General features: G+C 44.2%; 15 protein-coding genes. 11 read left to right on the top strand and 4 right to left on the bottom strand.

Annotation, left to right across the window (positions count from 1 at the left end; all coding sequences use genetic code 11):
• Positions 1–307 precede the first annotated feature (307 nt).
• Together swrA and minJ are read left to right on the top strand one after the other, a co-directional pair.
• Entirely contained in the window at positions 308–661 is a 354-nt protein-coding gene (gene swrA / locus NYE20_RS19200) for a swarming motility protein SwrAA (RefSeq protein ID WP_015251121.1), read from the top strand.
• A 78-nt stretch (positions 662–739) separates the two neighbouring features.
• The gene (gene minJ / locus NYE20_RS19195; RefSeq protein ID WP_041850478.1) at positions 740–1,933 is read left to right on the top strand and encodes a cell division topological determinant MinJ; all 1,194 of its coding nucleotides are present in this window, start codon (positions 740–742) and stop codon (positions 1,931–1,933) included.
• Positions 1,934–1,980: 47 nt separating this feature from the next.
• On the opposite strand, the gene NYE20_RS19190 is transcribed toward minJ, so the two are convergent.
• The 3 genes from NYE20_RS19190 to NYE20_RS19180 form a co-directional block, all read right to left on the bottom strand.
• Positions 1,981–3,315 carry an MFS transporter gene (locus NYE20_RS19190; protein ID WP_032726943.1) on the bottom strand — a complete coding sequence of 445 codons (1,335 nt, stop codon included), beginning with the start codon at positions 3,313–3,315 and terminating at the stop codon, positions 1,981–1,983.
• Between the two features lie 30 nt (positions 3,316–3,345).
• The gene (locus NYE20_RS19185) at positions 3,346–3,915 is read right to left on the bottom strand and encodes a TetR/AcrR family transcriptional regulator (RefSeq protein WP_003244088.1); all 570 of its coding nucleotides are present in this window, start codon (positions 3,913–3,915) and stop codon (positions 3,346–3,348) included.
• Positions 3,916–3,990: 75 nt separating this feature from the next.
• A complete protein-coding gene (locus tag NYE20_RS19180; protein ID WP_125121116.1) occupies positions 3,991–6,486 on the bottom strand; it encodes a PEP/pyruvate-binding domain-containing protein in 2,496 nt (831 codons plus the stop codon).
• Positions 6,487–6,931: 445 nt separating this feature from the next.
• On the opposite strand from NYE20_RS19180, the gene NYE20_RS19175 reads away from it, so the two are divergent.
• The 4 genes from NYE20_RS19175 to hag all read left to right on the top strand — a co-directional run bounded on the left by NYE20_RS19175 (position 6,932) and on the right by hag (position 13,391).
• Positions 6,932–7,162 carry a CsbA family protein gene (locus tag NYE20_RS19175; protein ID WP_003228053.1) on the top strand — a complete coding sequence of 77 codons (231 nt, stop codon included), beginning with the start codon at positions 6,932–6,934 and terminating at the stop codon, positions 7,160–7,162.
• A 185-nt stretch (positions 7,163–7,347) separates the two neighbouring features.
• Positions 7,348–9,333, top strand: coding sequence for an excinuclease ABC subunit UvrB (gene uvrB / locus NYE20_RS19170; RefSeq protein WP_003228054.1), 1,986 nt, complete (start codon positions 7,348–7,350; stop codon positions 9,331–9,333).
• A 7-nt stretch (positions 9,334–9,340) separates the two neighbouring features.
• Positions 9,341–12,214, top strand: coding sequence for an excinuclease ABC subunit UvrA (gene uvrA, locus NYE20_RS19165; protein ID WP_003228057.1), 2,874 nt, complete (start codon positions 9,341–9,343; stop codon positions 12,212–12,214).
• A gap of 337 nt (positions 12,215–12,551) precedes the next feature.
• Entirely contained in the window at positions 12,552–13,391 is an 840-nt protein-coding gene (hag, locus tag NYE20_RS19160) for a flagellin Hag (protein ID WP_050258599.1), read from the top strand.
• A gap of 198 nt (positions 13,392–13,589) precedes the next feature.
• On the opposite strand, the gene NYE20_RS19155 is transcribed toward hag, so the two are convergent.
• A complete protein-coding gene (locus tag NYE20_RS19155; RefSeq protein WP_003235419.1) occupies positions 13,590–13,820 on the bottom strand; it encodes a hypothetical protein in 231 nt (76 codons plus the stop codon).
• Between the two features lie 217 nt (positions 13,821–14,037).
• On the opposite strand from NYE20_RS19155, the gene yvlA reads away from it, so the two are divergent.
• The 5 genes from yvlA (at position 14,038) to NYE20_RS19130 (ending at position 20,118) form a co-directional block, all read left to right on the top strand.
• Positions 14,038–14,364, top strand: a complete 327-nt coding sequence (gene yvlA, locus NYE20_RS19150; protein WP_032726939.1) for a protein YvlA — start codon at positions 14,038–14,040, stop codon at positions 14,362–14,364.
• A gap of 24 nt (positions 14,365–14,388) precedes the next feature.
• Positions 14,389–15,486, top strand: a complete 1,098-nt coding sequence (locus NYE20_RS19145) for a DUF4097 domain-containing protein (RefSeq protein ID WP_014478112.1) — start codon at positions 14,389–14,391, stop codon at positions 15,484–15,486.
• 4 nt (positions 15,487–15,490) lie between these two features.
• The gene (locus tag NYE20_RS19140) at positions 15,491–15,688 is read left to right on the top strand and encodes a PspC domain-containing protein (RefSeq protein ID WP_003228065.1); all 198 of its coding nucleotides are present in this window, start codon (positions 15,491–15,493) and stop codon (positions 15,686–15,688) included.
• 1 nt (position 15,689) lies between these two features.
• Positions 15,690–16,049 carry a phage holin family protein gene (locus NYE20_RS19135; protein WP_003228066.1) on the top strand — a complete coding sequence of 120 codons (360 nt, stop codon included), beginning with the start codon at positions 15,690–15,692 and terminating at the stop codon, positions 16,047–16,049.
• 199 nt (positions 16,050–16,248) lie between these two features.
• Complete coding sequence (locus tag NYE20_RS19130; protein WP_339183851.1) at positions 16,249–20,118, top strand: metallophosphoesterase; 3,870 nt, start codon at positions 16,249–16,251, stop codon at positions 20,116–20,118.
• Positions 20,119–20,123: the final 5 nt, after the last annotated feature.

Here is a 20,123-nt window from a genome sequence, read left to right as displayed (position 1 = left end):
TTGACAAGAAATTAAAAAAATTTTCACAAATAAACATTTATAAAGGACTGTTATTACCCGATATCAATATATGAGAGAGACTTTCTAACGAGTTAATATGCATTTAAAATGAAACTTTTGCAAGTTGCCTAGTCTTTGTTTACTTCATACAATATAAGAAGGTTCTAAAAAGAACAGTAATCAGGTTAATGGCAGCTGAACGACAGGTATTTAAAGAGTAACGTTAGCGAGAATGCTTGTTAGCACTCCAGTACTGCTGCTTATACTGGCCCGTGCTTATCTGTATAAAGAAAATGGGGGTTCACAATTGAAGAGGGCAAGTATTGTGCGTGAAAAAAAATATTATGAATTAGTGGAACAATTAAAAGACAGAACACAAGACGTAACATTTTCAGCTACAAAAGCACTAAGTCTTCTTATGCTGTTCAGCAGATATTTGGTCAATTACACCAATGTCGAATCAGTAAATGACATTAATGAGGAATGCGCCAAACATTATTTTAACTACTTAATGAAAAATCATAAGCGATTAGGAATTAATCTGACAGATATAAAAAGGTCGATGCATCTAATCAGCGGGTTATTGGATGTGGATGTAAACCACTATTTAAAGGATTTTTCACTATCGAATGTCACGCTGTGGATGACGCAAGAGAGATAAACTCTCCTGAGGATATCCAAGCCATTTAATATTTGATAGAATATGAGTAACATGTTTGGCTTGAGGCGGTGAGAGATAGTGTCTGTTCAATGGGGAATTGAACTGTTAAAAAGCGCGGGCCTGTTCTTCTTACACCCGCTTTTCTGGTTTTTTATCATCATAACCTTGGCTTTCGGCTATGTAAGAATCAAACGGGAACGAAAAACCTTTCATACAAGAATAGCAGATATTTATGATGATCTGAAATTTACATATACAAAGGGACTGATTCCAGGTCTTCTTTTGTCAGTTATTTTAGGTGGACTCGGATTATCGATTCCTCTCGGTTTACTTGCGATTATTGCCGTTATCACTGCAGCGGCAGCGTTCACTCTTCGCGCAAACTGGATGTCTGCTGCATATATCGTCAGTGTGAGTATGCTGATAGGTTTTGGACTGCAAATATATCAGGCGGAGCCCTTTCTGGAGAGATTTCCGCAAGGATTTGCAGTTGTTTGGCCGGCTGTAGCTGTGTTTCTAGGTTTGCTGATTATCACTGAAGGAGCGGTTGCTTATCGTTCTGCGCATGTGAGAACATCACCGGCACTTGTCGTAAGCAGCCGCGGTTTGCCGATCGGACAGCAGCTGGCAAACCGGGTTTGGCTTTTGCCGCTGTTCCTTCTCGTGCCCGGTAATGGTTTAGAATCGCACCTTAGCTGGTGGCCCGTGTTTACTGTTCCCGGCGGCTCATTCCATTTTCTATGGATTCCTTACTTTGTCGGATTTGGACAAAGGGTACAGGGATCGCTGCCTGAAACGAGTATAAGGATCACAGCGAAACGCGTTTGTATTCTCGGTCTTGCCGTCGCAGTTCTCGGTGCAGCGAGCTTACTGTGGACGCCGCTTGCGGGTGCAGCGGTCTGTACTGCTTTGTTAGGGCGCATTTTTCTGTCCATAAAGCAAAGAGTGAATGATAACGCGGCTCCGTTTTACTTCTCGAAAAGGGATCAGGGCTTAATGGTGCTTGGGATTATCCCCAATACGCCGGCTGAGGACCTGGAATTGAAAATCGGGGAAATCATAACGAAAGTCAATGGCATACCGGTTAAGAACGTTTCTGATTTCTATGAAGCGCTTCAGCATAACCGTGCATATGTGAAGCTTGAAATTATCGGTTTGAATGGAGAAATTCGTTTTGACCAGCGAGCTTCTTATGAAGGAGAACATCATGAATTGGGCATCCTCTTCGTAAAGGATGACCGTGAAGACGAAGCAGCCGCTTCTGGATCATAAAAGGCAGCCCGGCACCGCAGGAAGATGCGATGCCGGGCTGTTTTGTGTTACGCTGAGTTTTTTTCTATCCGTGCCGTTTCATCAGATTTGATGCCCAATGAAACAAAAACGCCGATGATGGATACAGCAAAGAGAATCATAAATAGGATGTGATATCCCGAAATCAGGCCAATTAAGGCTGATGAAATGATGCTTCCGAAATAACGGAAGGTCGAGAAAATACCGGATGCCACTCCTGACATTCCGGGGTCTACTGTGGCAAGGGATGACACCTGCATGCTGGTCAGACCGACTCCGGAAGCGAGCCCGCCAAGGATAAGAGAGAGCATGAGGAACAAGACAGAATGCGAGCTGCTTAACAGCAAAAATAATAGATTCGCACCAGCCATCATGGCAAATGAAAGAAAAATGATTTTTTTGGCTCCCCATTTGTGATGGAGCTGCGCGCCCACCCAGTTGCTGGCTGACATGAAGATTGAAAATACAGAAAGCGCCATCCCGCTGTTAGACGTATTAAGCCCAAATTGGTTCGTCATAAATAACGGCATAATCAATAAGACGGCATACATCATCAAATTGCTTAACAAGACTGATAAATTCGCATTTGTAAAGGTTGAGCTTTTAAACAGTGCAAAGTCAATGATAGGGTGCTTGGTACGTTTTTCTCTTCTGAAAAAAAGCGGAACAAAAAGAAGTATCAATACACTGTATACCGCATATCCCCATGGAGCCTCATTTTTCGTCAGCAGGATAATGGAAACGATGCTGCCTGCAAGCAAGAGAGAGCCGATGATATCCAGCGGCGCGTCAGATTTATTTTCTTTATATTGAGGAAACATCGTTAATGCCGTAAATAAAGCAATAGCGAGGAACGGGATGTTGACCCAAAAAATCGAATGCCAGCTGAAGCTGTCAATCAGTATAGAGCCGATAAAAGGCCCGAGTGCTGCACCAAGTCCCGCACCCAGTCCGAAAAATCCAAACACTTTCGGTAGGCGTTTTTCAGAAACAACATGCCGGATAATGGCAATGCTGTTTGGCGTAAGCAATGCCCCGCCGACAGCCTGCAATGCCCGAAAAACAATTAACAGGAGCAGACTCGGTGAAAGGGCGCAGCCTAGAGATGCGATTAGAAAAAGGCCGACTCCCCATAAGTACATTGTTTTATTGCCGTACATGTCACCCAGCTTTCCTGCAATCGGCTGTGTGACTGCCATCACGATTAAATAAACGGTAACCACCCAAGTGATGCTTGCGATGGACTCGTTATACGTATGGGAAATAGATGAGAGCGCGACCGCGATCATCGTTGAATTAATGGGAGCCAGAATGGCCCCCAATAATAGCGAGACGATCAGCGCCCATTCTTTTCTTGAGCTCATTGGGATCCTCCTTTTTATTATGCCAAGGAGTTAATCAGCAGAAATTCCTTTGACAAATAGAGCTGTGCTGTGCTCCAGCATTTTTTCCTGGGGCATTGATATGACCCGGTCTCCTAAGTGGAGACGGTGAATGAAATAACCGAAGATAATCGACATGAACACGTCGGCATGCTCCGCTTCATTTCCTGTCTGAATAACCCCTTTCTCACCCATTGTTTTGAGATAATCAACCAATAGCTGTTTCATAGATTGGGGATATTCAGTGACGTGGTTAATGACATCCTGAAACATGGCCGGTTCACGAAAGCTGATTTTAATGATATCTTTTCTATGTTCGAGCTCCTCCAAGAGACAGGTTCCGATATGAAGCAGGTCTTTGTACAAATCCCCTTCTGTTTGTTCCAAAATGCTGCCTCTGTTTGAAGAATGCTGAGAAAGCAAAGCCTCAACCAGTCCTTGTTTGTTTTTAAAGTTCCTGAAAATCGTCGCTTCACTTACATTTGCTTTTTCTGCAATTTCTTTTGTAGTTGTTGCGCGATATCCTTTTTTGACGAGCAGCTGCATGGCAGCGTCAAGGATTCTCTTGTTTGTCGGTCTCAATACGTTTCACCTCACGAGTATACTGGCAGGACAAGTATACACCCGCCCCGCTTGTATAAGAAAGAGGGGGACGCATCAGGACCGGCTGACAACTGTGATTTTGCCGCTGCTTCCGTCAACAGTGATGATGTCACCGTCTCGCAGTCTTTCGGTTGCCGTGCGTGTGCCGAGAACGGCTGGAATGCCGTATTCACGGGCAATTATCGCAGCGTGAGACAAAATGCCGCCTGTGTCTGTAATAATCGCTTTGGCGTCTTGAAACAGGCTGGTCCATAGCGGTGTGGTCATCTTGCAAACGAGTACGTCCCCAGGCGCGAATTGAGAAAATTCATTGGCGTCCCGAATGATTTTCACCGGACCTGTCGCAATGCCGCTTGATGCCGCAATGCCAAAAATATGATTCTCTGTGTTTTTTTCATCCTCTATCACAGCGCCGACAATTTCTTCAGCTGCTTTGAGCTGTTCTTTTGTCGGGGTGCCGAGGTAGGCAGGGGCTTGGGCCAGCTCATACTCATGAAAAATCTGTCTGCGTTTTTCAGCCTTTTCTTGCAGGGATACAGGGTGAAGAAGCGCTTGTTCCACTTCGTCGTCATATAAAAACCAAAGGTCCTCACGATCTTGAATGACACCGTTTTCCGCCAGCAATTCACCTATCTTCAGCAGAAAGATTCTCGCCTTGGCATCCAGCATGGCGTCAATATAAAAGTGGTGATCATCTTTTATATTTGCAGAGTTCAGTGTCCATTGATAATAGCGGTCAAATTCGGTGCGCAAACCGGGATCTTCTATGTTTTCCAAGAATTCATTGTATAATTTCTCTCGTTTTTCTTTCGTTTTCTGAAATTCATTGTCAAAATGATAGCCATTACGGACATAATTTTGAATATTGGCCAGAGCGAAATACGGATTTTCCACCCAGATTTGTTCAATCAGATCATGACTTTTAACAGATCTCCATCCGTATTCTTGCAAGAATTCATGGACGTTCTTCAGGAAGTGTCTTCCCTCATCTGTTTGTTCTAATTTCTCCTGGAGCTGTTCAGGCTTGTTGTTTTCAAAAATGGTCAGAAGGTTCGGGTTCTCCTGAACTTCCATAGAAAATAGCCATAAGCAACGGTCCGTTTCCAGTGATTTGTTCATTTTTCCTGTCAGCATCTCATAAAAATGAGCGTTTTCGGACTCTCCTTGAATGTCCTGATACATCGCTTGCAGTTTGTTTGTTAAAAGGATTTGCGGGAAAACGATATTGAAGTGCTCTTCATAAGCCGTGAGATAAAAGGCCTTTAGTTTTTGAAAAGCATCCAGTGCGCTTTCTGCGGTATGCTCAGTTTGTGCGAGCTGGTCCAGTGTCCGGTAAAAAGGGAGGTATGTGTGATTGATGATGTCATACATATGCTCCGATAAAATCGGGAAAAGCTCTTTGCCGCAGTCTTCAGAAGGAGGCTGCTGTCCACCTTGGTTTTTGGAATAAATATGTCCGCGATAAAGTTTTACTTCATCAACAACTACACCAATCGGAAACTTTTGCATGCTCTTCTTCAAGCCATATTCCAATGCCGGCACGATGAAGGATGAAAATAACGGACTCACCGGACCTTCAATATTAGATTCCATGTTAAGCCAGAAATCATTCATATCAGTGTCGGTAATCATGAAGCTGCGTTTTTCTTCTGCCGCCTTTTTGTCCTGATCAATGGTTGTAATCGGGCGAGCTTGCAGAAGGTATATTTGATGATCAGCAATTCCAAATTCTATATCGACAGGATATCCGTACAGGTCTTCGGTTTTTTTTGTGATTTCAGCCAATTCAATCACTTGTTCATCTGTAAGGCAAAAACGGCTGCGCATGTCTTCACTCGTTTCTTTTTCAGCAATTCCTTCTGCCGCAGACTCCATGTAGATTTCCTTTGCACCTATTTCTTTCTGAATCTCAAACGAAGATTTATTAACAATGAACGTGTCTGGGGTAACACTTCCTGAAACAACAGCTTCACCCAGCCCGTAGCTGGCGCTGATTAAAAGCTCTCTATCATCATGGGTAACAGGGTTGCGGCTGAAGATAACACCTGACATTTCTGAATCGATCAGCCCCTGAACGACTATTCCCATTAACGGCTCTGCGATTTGATTGTTCATTTTTTTCTTATAGCTGCTGACCCGCCCAGAAAAAAATGAGGCCCAGCATTCTTTCACTTTAGCCAGAAACTCTTCCTCTGTTTTGATATTTAAGTAGGTTTCATATTGACCCGCGAATGAGGCGCCTTCTAAATCTTCCGAAGCAGACGAAGAACGCACGGCTACGGATCGATATGATTCTCTAAGCTTATAAAAGGAACTAGTCAGCTCATATTTCAGCTCATCCGAAAATGTTCCAGAAATGATCCCGCTTTCGACGTTTTCACTAGTCTCTTGAAGCTGGTTGTCCTCCATAAAACGTGCGAGCGCATTCGTTTGAATAATAAACCCGTCCGGAACAGGAAGACCGTGTTTGGTCAATTTAATCAAATTCATTCCTTTTGCTCCAGCCAGCTGGCTGGACTCTTCTGCCTGGCGAAATAAAACAGAATACATATTTGAAACCCCTCTTTTCTTCATTCATTTTGTTTTTCTCTCTAGTCTTTTTATTGCGGAGCCTGTGTTTAAAAAATGATAGTAAACACTATCATTCAATTGTAGGTTTTCAGGAAAATGCTGTCAAACGCAGAAAGTCCTGAATAAAATGAATAGTTAAGTTGGTTATATTATCCTGAAAAATGCGGCCGTACTGGTACTGTATGCCTATTTTCTTTTATTCTCGGAAGCTGGCGGCGGACTTGATGATGTAATAAAAAAAGTGCCGCTGATTAGAACAGCGGCACCATGGAATAAGTTTTGACCGGCACCAAAATGCAAATATGGTGATTGATTTTGGCTGAAAAGGGGTATGGTGTAGGAGAGGGAGCGAATGCACGATTGTCCGATTCTTCATTTTTTACTATAATCAGATCAGATGAAGAATCCCTGAGGAGGGTTTTTGTTGATTACAAAAGCCGTTTTTGCATTGTTTTTCCCTTTTATGCTTGTTGTTCTATTTACTAGAGTCACCTTTAATCATTATGTGGCGATCGCTTTAACAGCTGCATTGCTGTTTGCCTCTTATTTAAAAGGCTATACAGAAACGTATTTTATTGTAGGATTGGATGTTGTGTCTCTTGTGGCTGGCGGACTGTACATGGCCAAAAAAGCTGCAGAGAAAAAAGAAGAATAAATCGGACATAATGAATATAAAGACTGAATACCTGCTTTTACGATTTAAAAGCAGGTTTTTTATACACAAAAACAGCTGGAAATAAAAAACCACCGAACTTTAGTTCGTATTTTTAGTGATTTTGCTTTCCATTGTGTTACTATATCTATAGGAAGATTTCGTTAAAGAAACGGAGGCTTATTTTTGTGAAAGATCGCTTTGAGTTAGTCTCGAAATATCAGCCCCAGGGAGATCAGCCGAAAGCCATTGAAAAGCTTGTAAAAGGAATTCAGGAGGGCAAGAAGCATCAGACTCTGCTGGGTGCGACAGGAACTGGGAAAACATTTACGGTGTCTAATTTGATTAAAGAAGTCAATAAGCCGACTCTCGTGATTGCCCATAACAAAACCCTTGCTGGACAGCTTTACAGTGAGTTCAAGGAATTTTTTCCGAACAATGCTGTCGAGTATTTTGTCAGCTACTATGATTATTATCAGCCGGAGGCGTATGTGCCTCAAACGGATACATTTATAGAGAAAGACGCTAGTATTAATGATGAAATTGATAAACTGAGACACTCCGCCACATCAGCTTTGTTTGAGCGCAGAGATGTCATTATTATTGCGAGTGTGTCTTGTATATACGGCCTCGGTTCGCCTGAGGAATACCGGGAAATGGTCGTGTCACTGCGGACTGAAATGGAAATTGAGCGCAATGAGCTGCTCAGAAAACTTGTAGACATCCAATATGCCCGCAACGATATCGACTTTCAGCGCGGTACATTTCGTGTGCGCGGGGATGTAGTGGAAATCTTTCCGGCATCCCGTGATGAGCATTGTATCAGAGTTGAATTTTTCGGTGACGAAATCGAACGGATTCGGGAAGTGGATGCGCTGACAGGAGAAATTCTCGGCGACCGAGATCATGTTGCGATTTTCCCGGCATCCCACTTCGTAACGCGGGCCGAGAAAATGGAGAAGGCGATTCAAAATATCGAGAAGGAGCTTGAGGAGCAGCTGAAGGTCATGCACGAAAACGGAAAGCTCCTTGAAGCGCAGCGTTTAGAGCAGCGGACAAGATATGATCTTGAAATGATGCGTGAAATGGGTTTCTGCTCCGGCATCGAGAACTATTCAAGACATTTGACTCTGCGGCCTCCAGGTTCAACGCCGTATACGCTTCTTGATTATTTCCCAGACGATTTTATGATCGTGGTGGATGAGTCGCATGTGACAATTCCCCAGGTGCGCGGCATGTTTAACGGAGACCAGGCGCGGAAACAGGTGCTCGTGGATCACGGCTTCCGGCTTCCATCAGCGCTTGATAACCGTCCGCTTCGTTTTGAGGAATTTGAAAAGCATATGCACAATATCGTGTATGTATCAGCAACACCAGGGCCGTACGAGATTGAACATACAGATGAAATGGTCGAACAGATCATTCGTCCGACGGGGCTTCTTGACCCGCTTATTGACGTCCGTCCAATCGAAGGTCAGATTGACGACTTGATCGGCGAAATTCAAGCAAGAATCGAGCGAAATGAACGGGTGCTTGTGACAACTTTGACGAAGAAGATGTCAGAGGATCTGACCGATTATTTAAAGGAAATCGGCATTAAAGTAAACTATCTGCATTCTGAAATCAAGACGCTTGAACGGATTGAAATTATCCGCGACCTGCGCCTTGGCAAGTACGATGTGCTTGTCGGCATCAACCTGCTGAGGGAAGGTTTGGACATTCCCGAAGTATCCCTTGTTGCGATTTTGGATGCGGATAAGGAAGGTTTCCTTCGTTCGGAGCGGTCGCTGATCCAGACCATCGGACGGGCAGCGAGAAATGCGGAAGGCCGCGTCATTATGTACGCCGATAAAATAACGAAGTCTATGGAAATTGCGATTAATGAAACAAAACGCCGACGCGAGCAGCAGGAGCGGTTTAATGAAGAGCACGGCATTACGCCGAAAACGATAAATAAAGAAATTCGCGATGTCATTCGTGCCACAGTAGCAGCTGAGGATAAAGCGGAATACAAAACAAAAGCTGCGCCGAAGCTGTCGAAAATGACGAAGAAAGAACGCCAGAAAGTCGTTGAACAGATGGAGCATGAAATGAAGGAAGCCGCCAAGGCGCTTGACTTTGAAAGAGCCGCGGAGCTTCGCGATTTACTTTTAGAGCTAAAAGCGGAAGGATGATGAACAAATGGCTATGGATCGGATAGAGGTGAAGGGAGCCAGGGCGCATAACCTGAAAAATATAGATGTAACGATTCCGAGAGATCAGCTTGTCGTTGTCACGGGTTTGTCCGGATCAGGTAAATCCTCCCTTGCCTTTGACACGATATATGCTGAAGGACAGAGACGGTATGTCGAGTCGCTGTCTGCTTATGCCCGCCAGTTTTTAGGGCAAATGGATAAGCCTGATGTGGATGCAATTGAGGGGCTCTCTCCCGCCATCAGCATTGATCAGAAAACAACGAGCCGCAATCCGAGGTCTACTGTCGGTACGGTAACTGAGATTTATGATTATCTGCGTCTTTTATATGCGAGAGTAGGGAAGCCTCATTGTCCGGAACACGGAATTGAGATTACATCCCAGACCATCGAGCAAATGGTGGACAGAATTCTGGAATACCCGGAACGGACGAAGCTTCAGGTGCTGGCGCCGATTGTCTCGGGCCGAAAAGGCGCTCATGTCAAAGTGCTTGAACAGATTAGAAAACAAGGCTATGTCAGAGTCAGAATTGACGGCGAGATGGCTGAGCTTTCCGACGATATCGAATTAGAAAAGAACAAGAAGCATTCCATTGAGGTTGTCATTGACCGGATTGTCGTGAAAGAAGGCGTGGCAGCCCGGCTGTCAGATTCATTGGAAACGGCGCTCCGTTTAGGGGAAGGACGGGTTATGATCGATGTCATCGGTGAGGAAGAGCTGATGTTCAGCGAGCATCATGCCTGTCCGCACTGCGGATTTTCAATTGGTGAGCTTGAGCCGCGTCTGTTTTCGTTTAACAGTCCGTTCGGGGCGTGTCCGACGTGTGACGGTCTCGGAATGAAGCTTGAAGTGGATGCCGATCTTGTCATCCCCAATCAAGATTTGTCATTGAAGGAGAATGCGGTCGCCCCTTGGACACCGATCAGCTCACAATATTATCCTCAGCTGCTTGAGGCAGTCTGCACCCACTACGGGATTGATATGGATGTGCCGGTCAAAGATTTGCCGAAGCATCAACTGGATAAAGTGCTGTACGGCAGCGGGGATGACCTGATTTATTTCCGATATGAAAATGATTTTGGACAAATACGCGAAGGTGAAATTCAATTTGAAGGCGTATTGCGCAACATTGAAAGACGCTATAAGGAGACAGGCTCCGATTTCATACGTGAGCAAATGGAGCAGTATATGTCTCAGAAGTCTTGTCCGACGTGCAAAGGCTATCGGTTAAAGAAAGAGGCGCTTGCCGTACTGATTGACGGCCGCCACATTGGAAAAATTACCGAGCTGTCTGTCGCCGACGCACTTGCCTTCTTTAAAGACCTTACCCTTTCTGAGAAGGATATGCAGATCGCCAATTTGATTTTGCGCGAAATTGTGGAGCGCTTAAGCTTTCTGGACAAAGTCGGTCTCGATTACCTGACATTGAGCAGGGCAGCGGGTACATTGTCCGGAGGAGAGGCGCAGCGCATCAGGCTGGCGACTCAAATTGGCTCGCGTTTATCCGGTGTGCTTTATATTTTAGATGAGCCGTCTATCGGTCTGCATCAGCGTGATAACGACCGCTTGATCAGCGCTCTGAAAAATATGAGAGACCTCGGGAACACGCTGATTGTTGTCGAACATGATGAGGACACGATGATGGCAGCAGATTATTTAATAGACATTGGACCGGGAGCCGGCATTCACGGCGGACAGGTGATATCTGCGGGTACGCCGGAAGAAGTGATGGAAGATCCAAACTCATTAACGGGCAGCTATTTATCAGGGAAAAAGTTTATCCCATTGCCTCCTGAAAGAAGAAAGCCGGACGGACGTTACATTGAAATTAAAGGTGCTTCAGAAAACAACTTGAAAAAAGTGAATGCCAAGTTCCCGCTTGGGACGTTTACAGCAGTTACAGGTGTTTCTGGTTCAGGAAAGAGTACACTCGTTAATGAAATTTTGCATAAGGCGCTGGCGCAAAAGCTTCATAAAGCGAAAGCGAAGCCCGGCAGCCATAAAGAGATTAAAGGTTTGGATCACTTAGACAAAGTCATTGACATTGACCAGGCGCCAATCGGAAGAACGCCGAGATCCAACCCTGCGACATACACCGGTGTATTTGATGACATTCGTGATGTATTCGCGCAGACAAATGAAGCGAAGGTCCGCGGCTATAAAAAAGGCCGTTTCAGCTTCAACGTGAAGGGCGGACGATGTGAAGCCTGCCGCGGAGACGGGATTATTAAAATTGAAATGCACTTCCTTCCTGACGTATACGTTCCATGCGAGGTGTGTCACGGCAAACGCTATAACCGTGAAACGCTTGAAGTGACGTACAAAGGAAAAAGCATCTCTGATGTGCTTGATATGACGGTTGAAGATGCTCTTTCTTTCTTTGAAAATATCCCGAAAATCAAACGAAAGCTCCAAACCCTTTATGATGTTGGTTTAGGTTATATCACGCTCGGCCAGCCGGCGACGACCTTGTCAGGCGGAGAAGCGCAGCGCGTGAAGCTCGCATCTGAGCTGCACAAACGCTCGACCGGACGCACGCTCTACATTTTAGACGAGCCGACGACAGGTTTGCATGTCGACGATATCGCCAGGCTTCTTGTCGTGCTGCAACGGTTGGTAGACAACGGAGACACTGTACTGGTTATTGAGCACAATCTTGATATCATTAAGACGGCCGATTACATTGTGGATTTGGGCCCGGAAGGCGGAGCCGGGGGCGGAACCATTGTCGCGTCAGGAACGCCTGAGGAAATCACTGAAGTGGAAGAATCGTATACAGGCCGTTATTTGAAGCCTGTTATCGAACGTGACAAAACACGCATGAAATCGCTCTTGAAAGCGAAAGAAACAGCTACATCTTAAAACCCTCTGTTAAGAGGGGACAGCTTGTCAGCAAGTCCATCCTTGGGCTTAGCAGGCAAGCTTTTTCTTTACGGCATAATAGGTTTAGATTCGTCTTTGGTAAAATTTCTTTGGGAAAACGCCTAAACATTTACAAATTGCTGTCGATATATGAATTGAAAGGCGGATGATGATTTCCAAATTAAGCAGACAAACCCTATTAAAGGGCTTAAAGGCATCCTTAAGCAATAACTGAATCTACATAGGTTAGAAGCTTTATTGGAATCTGATACGCCAGAAATCAAAGAAAAGGAAGTCTTTGATTTCAAAAACATATACACATGGAGGTATTTTTCACATGAGAATCAACCACAATATTGCAGCGCTTAACACACTAAACCGTTTGTCTTCAAACAACAGTGCGAGCTCAAAAAACATGGAGAAACTTTCTTCTGGTCTTCGCATCAACCGTGCGGGAGATGACGCAGCGGGTCTTGCGATTTCTGAAAAAATGAGAGGACAAATCAGAGGTCTTGAAATGGCTTCTAAAAACTCTCAAGACGGAATTTCTCTTATCCAAACAGCTGAGGGTGCATTGACTGAAACCCATGCAATCCTTCAACGTATGCGTGAACTTACTGTTCAAGCAGGAAACACAGGTACACAGCAAGATGAAGATCTTGGTGCGATTAAAGATGAAATGGATGCGCTTATTGAGGAAGTTGACGGTATTTCAAATCGTACTCAATTCAACGGAAAGCAATTGTTAGATGGAACTGAAACTAATGGTTTCACATTCCAAATTGGTGCGAATGCTGGTCAACAGCTTAACGTTAAAATTGATAGCATGGCAGCAAAAGACTTAGGTAGTGATACTGTTAAATTGAATACTCTTGATGTAACAAAATTTGATACTACTTCTTTTGATGATCAGCTTAAAGGCATTGATGCAGCCATCAATCAAGTTTCTACTCAACGTGCTAAACTTGGTGCGGTACAAAACCGTCTAGAGCACACAATCAACAACTTAAGCGCTTCTGGTGAAAACCTGACAGCTGCTGAGTCCCGTATCCGTGACGTTGACATGGCGAAAGAAATGAGCGAGTTCACAAAGAACAACATTCTTTCTCAAGCTTCTCAAGCGATGCTTGCTCAAGCAAACCAACAGCCGCAAAACGTGCTTCAATTGTTGCGTTAATTTTGAACGGCTATCTCTTTCTGATAGTTACAGCTTGCCGACAGAGTCCATTAACTGGATGTGCCGGCAGGCTTTTTTTGTTACAATCATTTTGTGACAGCCAGGGAATCACTTGTTTTTTCAAAACAAAAAAGGCAAGATATTGTCATCTAACCTTTAGCTTTGTTTCAGTTATAATGAATGATATGTTTTCCGCAATTACAAAGTCTTCTTATACAGCTGCTTACTTACACTCATTAAATCTTGAACAATATGCGTGTTGCTGCTGTCGAGCAGCACTTTTATATATTGGATATCGTGAGAGATCGGGAAGGGTCCGTGAATCTGCTCAAGCTCGGCGATCATTTCACGATTCATTCTTTTTTGTTCATGAATCAGCTTTAACACTGATTCTTGTGTTACTGTATAGTCACTGGGATCTTTCTCCATTGCTTGTCCAGCCTCCTTGGTTGCCGTAAGCTTTTTACATATTGTAATCGGTATAGCCGGAAGATTCTACTTCTAAAACTTTTTAAAATCCAATTTCCGTAAATCGGAGCATGTCTAAAGAATGAATTTGAAACCTGAAGAGATTTTAAACGTATAAATAAGTAAAACGTCCCTGATCTTTTGTCATGGACAATTCACAATAGGAGTGTGGAATGAATTGAACCGTAATCAAGCTATTATTGCATCACTTTGTTATTTCAGTGTGTTTATTGCGCCAATCATTGTGCCGATTGTCGCTTATTTTGTTGTAAATGAGAAAGAAACAAAACGCCATGCGATACGCTCTCTTATTTCTCACATAGTTCCGTTTGTCGGCTGGCTGTTCCTTTTTATTGCTTTACTTGGCGGAGCCGTTGCGATTGATGGAGACAGCTTGCTTCCTGTATTTGTAATCATCGGGGGAGCGGTTATTTATTTCTTAGTTGTCATTGGCATTATTATTTGGAATGTGATTCAGGGCATTAAGGTCCTGCGTGAAGCATAAGTAGACAATGGGGAGGAGATCGTAATGAAGCAAGAAAAGGAACGAATCCTTAAGCTTGTTGAGGAAGGAAAGCTTACAGCACAAGAAGCTTTGACACTGATTGAAAAGCTTGACAGCGACTACAAGGAAAAAGAAGAGAAAATCACAGCGCTCTCAGTTCACGTTCATGACGAGGAAGAGCCATTTACAACGGCAAAAAAAGAAAGCGGCAAGCCGTCTTTAGGAGCCAAGCTGTTTGACTGGATTGATTCTGCTGTAAAAAAGGTCAAGGAAGTTGACCTTGATTTAAACTTTGGCCATGCGTATGATGTTCAGCACATTTTTCAATTTAAAGATACTGATTTTTCCAGTGTTGAGCTGCAAATTGCCAATGGCAGCGTGAATATCGTCCCTTGGGAAGATGACGATATCAGAGCGGAATGCCAGGCGAAGGTATATCGCGCTGACAGCCAGGATGCGGCGAGACACGCATTTCTTCAGCATATTGAATGTGAAATCAAAGGTAATAAGTTTTTTATCCGTACTGAGAAAAAGACGATGAAAACGAATGTCACTTTGTATATTCCTCAGAAGGAGTATGATAAGATTCGAGTGAAGCTGTTTAACGGTCCGGTCAGAGGGGAACATTTACATGTAAAAGAGTTCTCAGCGAAAACGACAAACGGCGTGCTGTCGTTCTCGCACTTAACAGCCGAAAAAGCCATAGCTGAAACGGCCAACGGGCAAATTAAGCTCGCCAGCCACAGCTGCGGAACGATAGAAGCGGAAACCATTAACGGATTGATCGATCTCAGAGGGAAAAGCGAATCCATTGACGTTCAAAGCTTTAACGGAAATATTGCGATTAACGTAACAGAATCAGACTGCCGCTCCATTTATGCAAAAACAACGACTGGAAGTGTGGAGCTTGCGATTCCGGACGATCTCGCAGTGAAGGCAGAGCTGAAAAGCAATCTTGGTTCGCTGTCCCATGAATTAATGGATGTTGAGATGCTGAAGGAAAAAAATGATACCATTCAAAAAGAAATGATGTTCACTTCAAATCAAGCACATGATCAAAACATAACCGTCTTCTCAGAATCACTAACAGGCGCCATCAAACTAAAGTACTCACAGAGGTGATCGAATGAATAAGCTTTATCGCTCAGAAAAAAATAAGAAAATCGCCGGTGTTATCGGAGGTCTCGCGGAATATTTCAATTGGGACGCATCACTCCTCAGAGTCATAACTGTCATCTTAGCCATTATGACAAGTGTCTTGCCGGTTTTGCTCATTTATATCATTTGGATTTTTATCGTCCCGTCAGAAAGGGATATGAAATAACATGGTAAAATGGGCAGTCAGCATTTTAGTCAATGCATTGTTATTAATCGTCATTGATGGATATATTGACTCCATCCATATCAGCAGCATTGGGGCAGCGATTATCGCCAGCCTCATTTTATCGATCTTAAACGTGCTGATTAAACCTCTTTTAATTATCTTTACACTGCCGGTCACTATGGTGACGCTTGGGCTCTTCTTGTTTGTGATTAACGCCATCACGCTTATGATGACCGCGTCCATTATGGGTGACAGCTTTCAAATCGACGGCTTCGGCACAGCGATATGGGCATCCGTTATCCTGTCGGTCTTCCATTTGCTGATTCAAAAAGGCATTTTAGAGCCGCTTAGAAAAAAATAAAAAAAGCTGCCCGCAAAGGCAGCTTTTTTACATGTTCTGCAGCCTCCTTAAAAAATGTGAAGTAAAGTGTTCGCTTTTTGTTCAGCAGTCCCGCGTATATGTCGTATACCATCTGCTTTGTCAGATTGGACATTGTTTAAAAATGAACTCATAAGCTTCCCTGTTCAGACGCAAAATACATGAAAAGGGAGGTGCTTTGATGAGGAAATACACGGTTATTGCTTCTATATTACTGTCTTTTCTTTCCGTTTTGTCTGGCGGCCATCATGAATCGAAAGCTTTTCCTGTTGTACAGCAGGAACTATTTCAAACGCCTCATTACATACCCTTGCTTGAAAATCCTCCTCAAATTGATGTGAAAGCTGAAATGAGAAACAATCTAATGATTGAGGCTCAAGTTCGCGATAATTCGTATCAAGCATTTTCCGCCTTTCTTTTTTATAAACAAAGTAATGAGCTGGGCTACAAAATGGTGCCGATGGACCCGACCCCCGGAGCGGTCCGCAAGTTTTTGGCACAAATTCCGAAACGTTTGATTTGGAACAGCGAGCTTGAGTATTACATTGTGATGTCGAATGGGAAGCAGCGGGTGGAGTCGGAGACGAAGAAACTGAAGCTTGAAGGATACCAGGCTGACCTTGCCCATATTCCGGAGCTTCTGATCACAGAGCTGGCGGTTGATACGAAGAATATAGGACGTGCAGACGGTTATGAATTTATTGAGATTTTTAATACGACTGACAGAACGATTGATTTTAAAGACTACCATATCCGTTACCGCTACCCAAAAGAAGGGCCTGACTCCGATCTGATTTGGAGACCTGATGAAAGGATCTTGATACCATCCGGCGAAACGTTTGTCGTCTGGCTGAAGCCTGCCGGGCATCCAGAATTGACGTCAGAGGATTTCAATCGTTATTATCAGACACAACTTAAAGAAGGAAAAAATCTCGCGGTGATAGACGAGACAGAGGGTATGGCCAATACGAGGCCGCGGGCCGTTGTGATATCAACGAATACAGGAAAGGACATTTCGGTTGCGCATTATCGGAAACATGCGCTGCGCCGGCTGTCATCAGTGCTTTATAAGTATCCGTTGAACGGAACCGCAGAACTTCTGAACATTTCAATCGGGGAAAAGAATCCGTCTCCCGGAACCGTATTACAGGCACAGGTGCCCGAGCAGAAACGGAAAATCAAGCTCGATAAAGAAAAGCCGGTCATTGAGGATTTGACTGACCGCAAGCCTGTCCGCCCTGCTGAAAGCATTGAGCTGCGGGCTGACATACGGGACCGAAGTCTAGTGAAAACAGCGGCCTTTTACTACCGGACGGATGAGAACAAACCGTTTAAGCGAATTCTTGCTGAAAAAGACCGCAACGATAATCTCTACCATTATATTGTGTATTCGCCTGAATTGATCGGGAAGGATCAGCTAGAGTATTATGTGGCGGCCGGGGACGGGATCAATGAAGCGAGAACGCCGGTCAAAATGATTGATATTAAACAAACAAGCAAGTCGCACGGTCTGCGGATGAATATTGAAAACAGAGACACGCTGTCGGGAACTCAATTTCTCAAAGCCACGACAGAAGGGCGAGCTGACCGCATTAAGCTATGGATTGACGGGAAAAAACAAGTGACAGAGCCCGCGATGGAAAAAGAAGTATATTTTGCGTTCGATACGAGGAAAACGAACCTTTATTTTAAAAACGCGGTAACGATGGAAGGCAAAGTGCTGAAGGTGTTCGATGATACAACAAATAAATACCGCACCTATTCTGTTCCATTGCCAGAGACACTGCTTCGGAAAGGGAAGCAGCTGCAGCGTATTACAATACGATCGGGTTCGAAGGTGTCTCCGTTTGATACGGCTGAAAACCGTGATGACTTCTTAGTCAAAAACGCCCGATTGGTGTTATCAGATGGAACGGTGATCAGGGATCAGAGGGTGTCCCCTGAGAAGGAACTCTTTATTGGCGATAATCAGCGCTCAAATAAAAGCTGGCAATTTCAGTTCAATCTGCCTGACGGACTATTTACATCACAGCTGCTGGAGTGGGATACATCAAAGCTTTCTGAAGGCGCTCACCATATTCAAGCAAGCGACGGCAAGGAAAATGTCAGCCTGGTTGTACGGGTAGATAATTCAGGACCTCACATTGAGCCGAATATCACCGAGGGGCAAACGTATAAAGGAAACCTTATCCTGCAGGCGGATATGTATGATAAATGGAGCAAAATTGAGGAAGCGGAAGCGTCTTTAGATGGAGAAAGCATTACACTCCCATATCATACGTCCTCTTCTGATCTTTTGCCGGGAAAACATTCTCTAAAAGTGACAGCAACGGATCTCGCGGGCAATAAAACAGTGATTGAGAGGATATTTAAAACCGAACGAGAGCATCCGGACCAGCCGGAGGTTATAGACAGCGAAGCCGACACGCATAAGGCCAAGCTTTCTGTACGGGTGAAAGATCCGACGAATGATGCCATGGATGTTGGTTTTTATAGGGGATTTCAATATACAGCGCGAAATCATGTGAAAATATTTAAGCACGCGTCACTGACTGAACCGCCGAAAAGCTTTGTGCCGGAAAGGGAGACCCCATTTACGAATAAAGAATTGGAGCGGGTATCTGCTGCTGATGGAAAAACAGTATCGACAGAAAACAAAGAGCTTTTCCCTTATCATCGCTTTGAAGTGACGGTTGATCCATCAATTGATGAGAATGATCTGGCAGAAGCAGTCTGGAAGGGCAGTTCTTTGCCGGGGAGAAAGGTGACGATGTATGCTTGGAATTATCGGACAAACGAATGGCAGCCTGTTGACAGCTTCGTCGCGAAGGATGACAAACCGTTTACGCTGAAAGCGTCTGTGATTGCCGCCGATTTTGTACGGGAGTCGAAAATGAATGTGATTGTACAGGATGAAATTCCCCCTGCGAAGGATATGTACACATTTGTCTGGATGTCTGATACACAGTATTACGCCGAAAGCTATCCGCATATTTTTGATAAACAGACCGAATGGATAAAAGATAATCAAAAGCAGCTCAATATCAAATATGTGTTCCACACGGGTGATATTGTAGATGATTCCGCCGATATCAGACAGTGGAAAAACGCTGATCGGTCAATGTCCGTTCTGGATAAGAGCGGAATACCTTACGGCGTGCTGGCCGGCAACCACGATGTCGGGCATAAGGACGGCTCCTACAGGGCGTTTGGCAAATATTTTGGCAGCGATCGTTTTGATAAAAAATTGCATTATGGCGGTTCCTATAAAAACAACCGCGGACATTATGACCTGATTTCTAGCAACGGCAATGATTATATCATGCTGTACATGGGATGGGGCATTACGAATGAAGACATCGCGTGGATGAATCAGGTGCTGAAGAAACACCCTGACCGGATGGCCATTTTAGCTTTTCATGAGTATTTGCTGGTCAGCGGAAACAGAAGCCCGATCGGAGAGAAAATATTCAAAGAAATCGTAAAGCCGAACCCGAATGTCGTGATGGTATTGAGCGGGCATTATCATAGTGCGATGAGAAAAACAGATGAGCTGGATGATGATGGTGATGGGAAGCCGGATCGTCTTGTGCATCAAATGCTGGCCGATTATCAGGGCGGGCCAGAAGGCGGGCAAGGATATTTGCGTTTGCTTCAATTTGACCAGGCCCATGACATGGTACACGTATCGACGTATTCTCCGTATGTAAAGGATAAGAATTACTATGATACGGATACCTATGGCAACAAGGATGAATTTTCCCTTTCGCTTGATTTGAAGCCAAGAATCAAAAAGGTGGAAACCGATTATTTTGAATGTAACGTATATACCAATGAAGAGCTCGGAAAACGGGAGCAAGTGAAGAGCGGGGATACAGCTGAATTCCGCTGGGATCATCTTGAACCGCAGTCTGTTTATTATTGGTACATTATAGTGGAAGACAGTTTTAACGGCAAAACGAAATCACCGATCTGGAAGTTCAAGACGAAAAAAGAAACATATCGTCCGGCACCAGACCAGTTTGATTTTCGCCATGTCTCCAATCCTTAAAAAGG

Source organism: Bacillus sp. FSL R5-0416, from assembly GCF_037975425.1.
GTDB classification, from domain to species: Bacteria; Bacillota; Bacilli; order Bacillales; family Bacillaceae; genus Bacillus; species Bacillus subtilis.
Note: the sequence above shows the minus strand (reverse complement) of the source record. Positions and strands in the feature narration are given on the sequence as shown.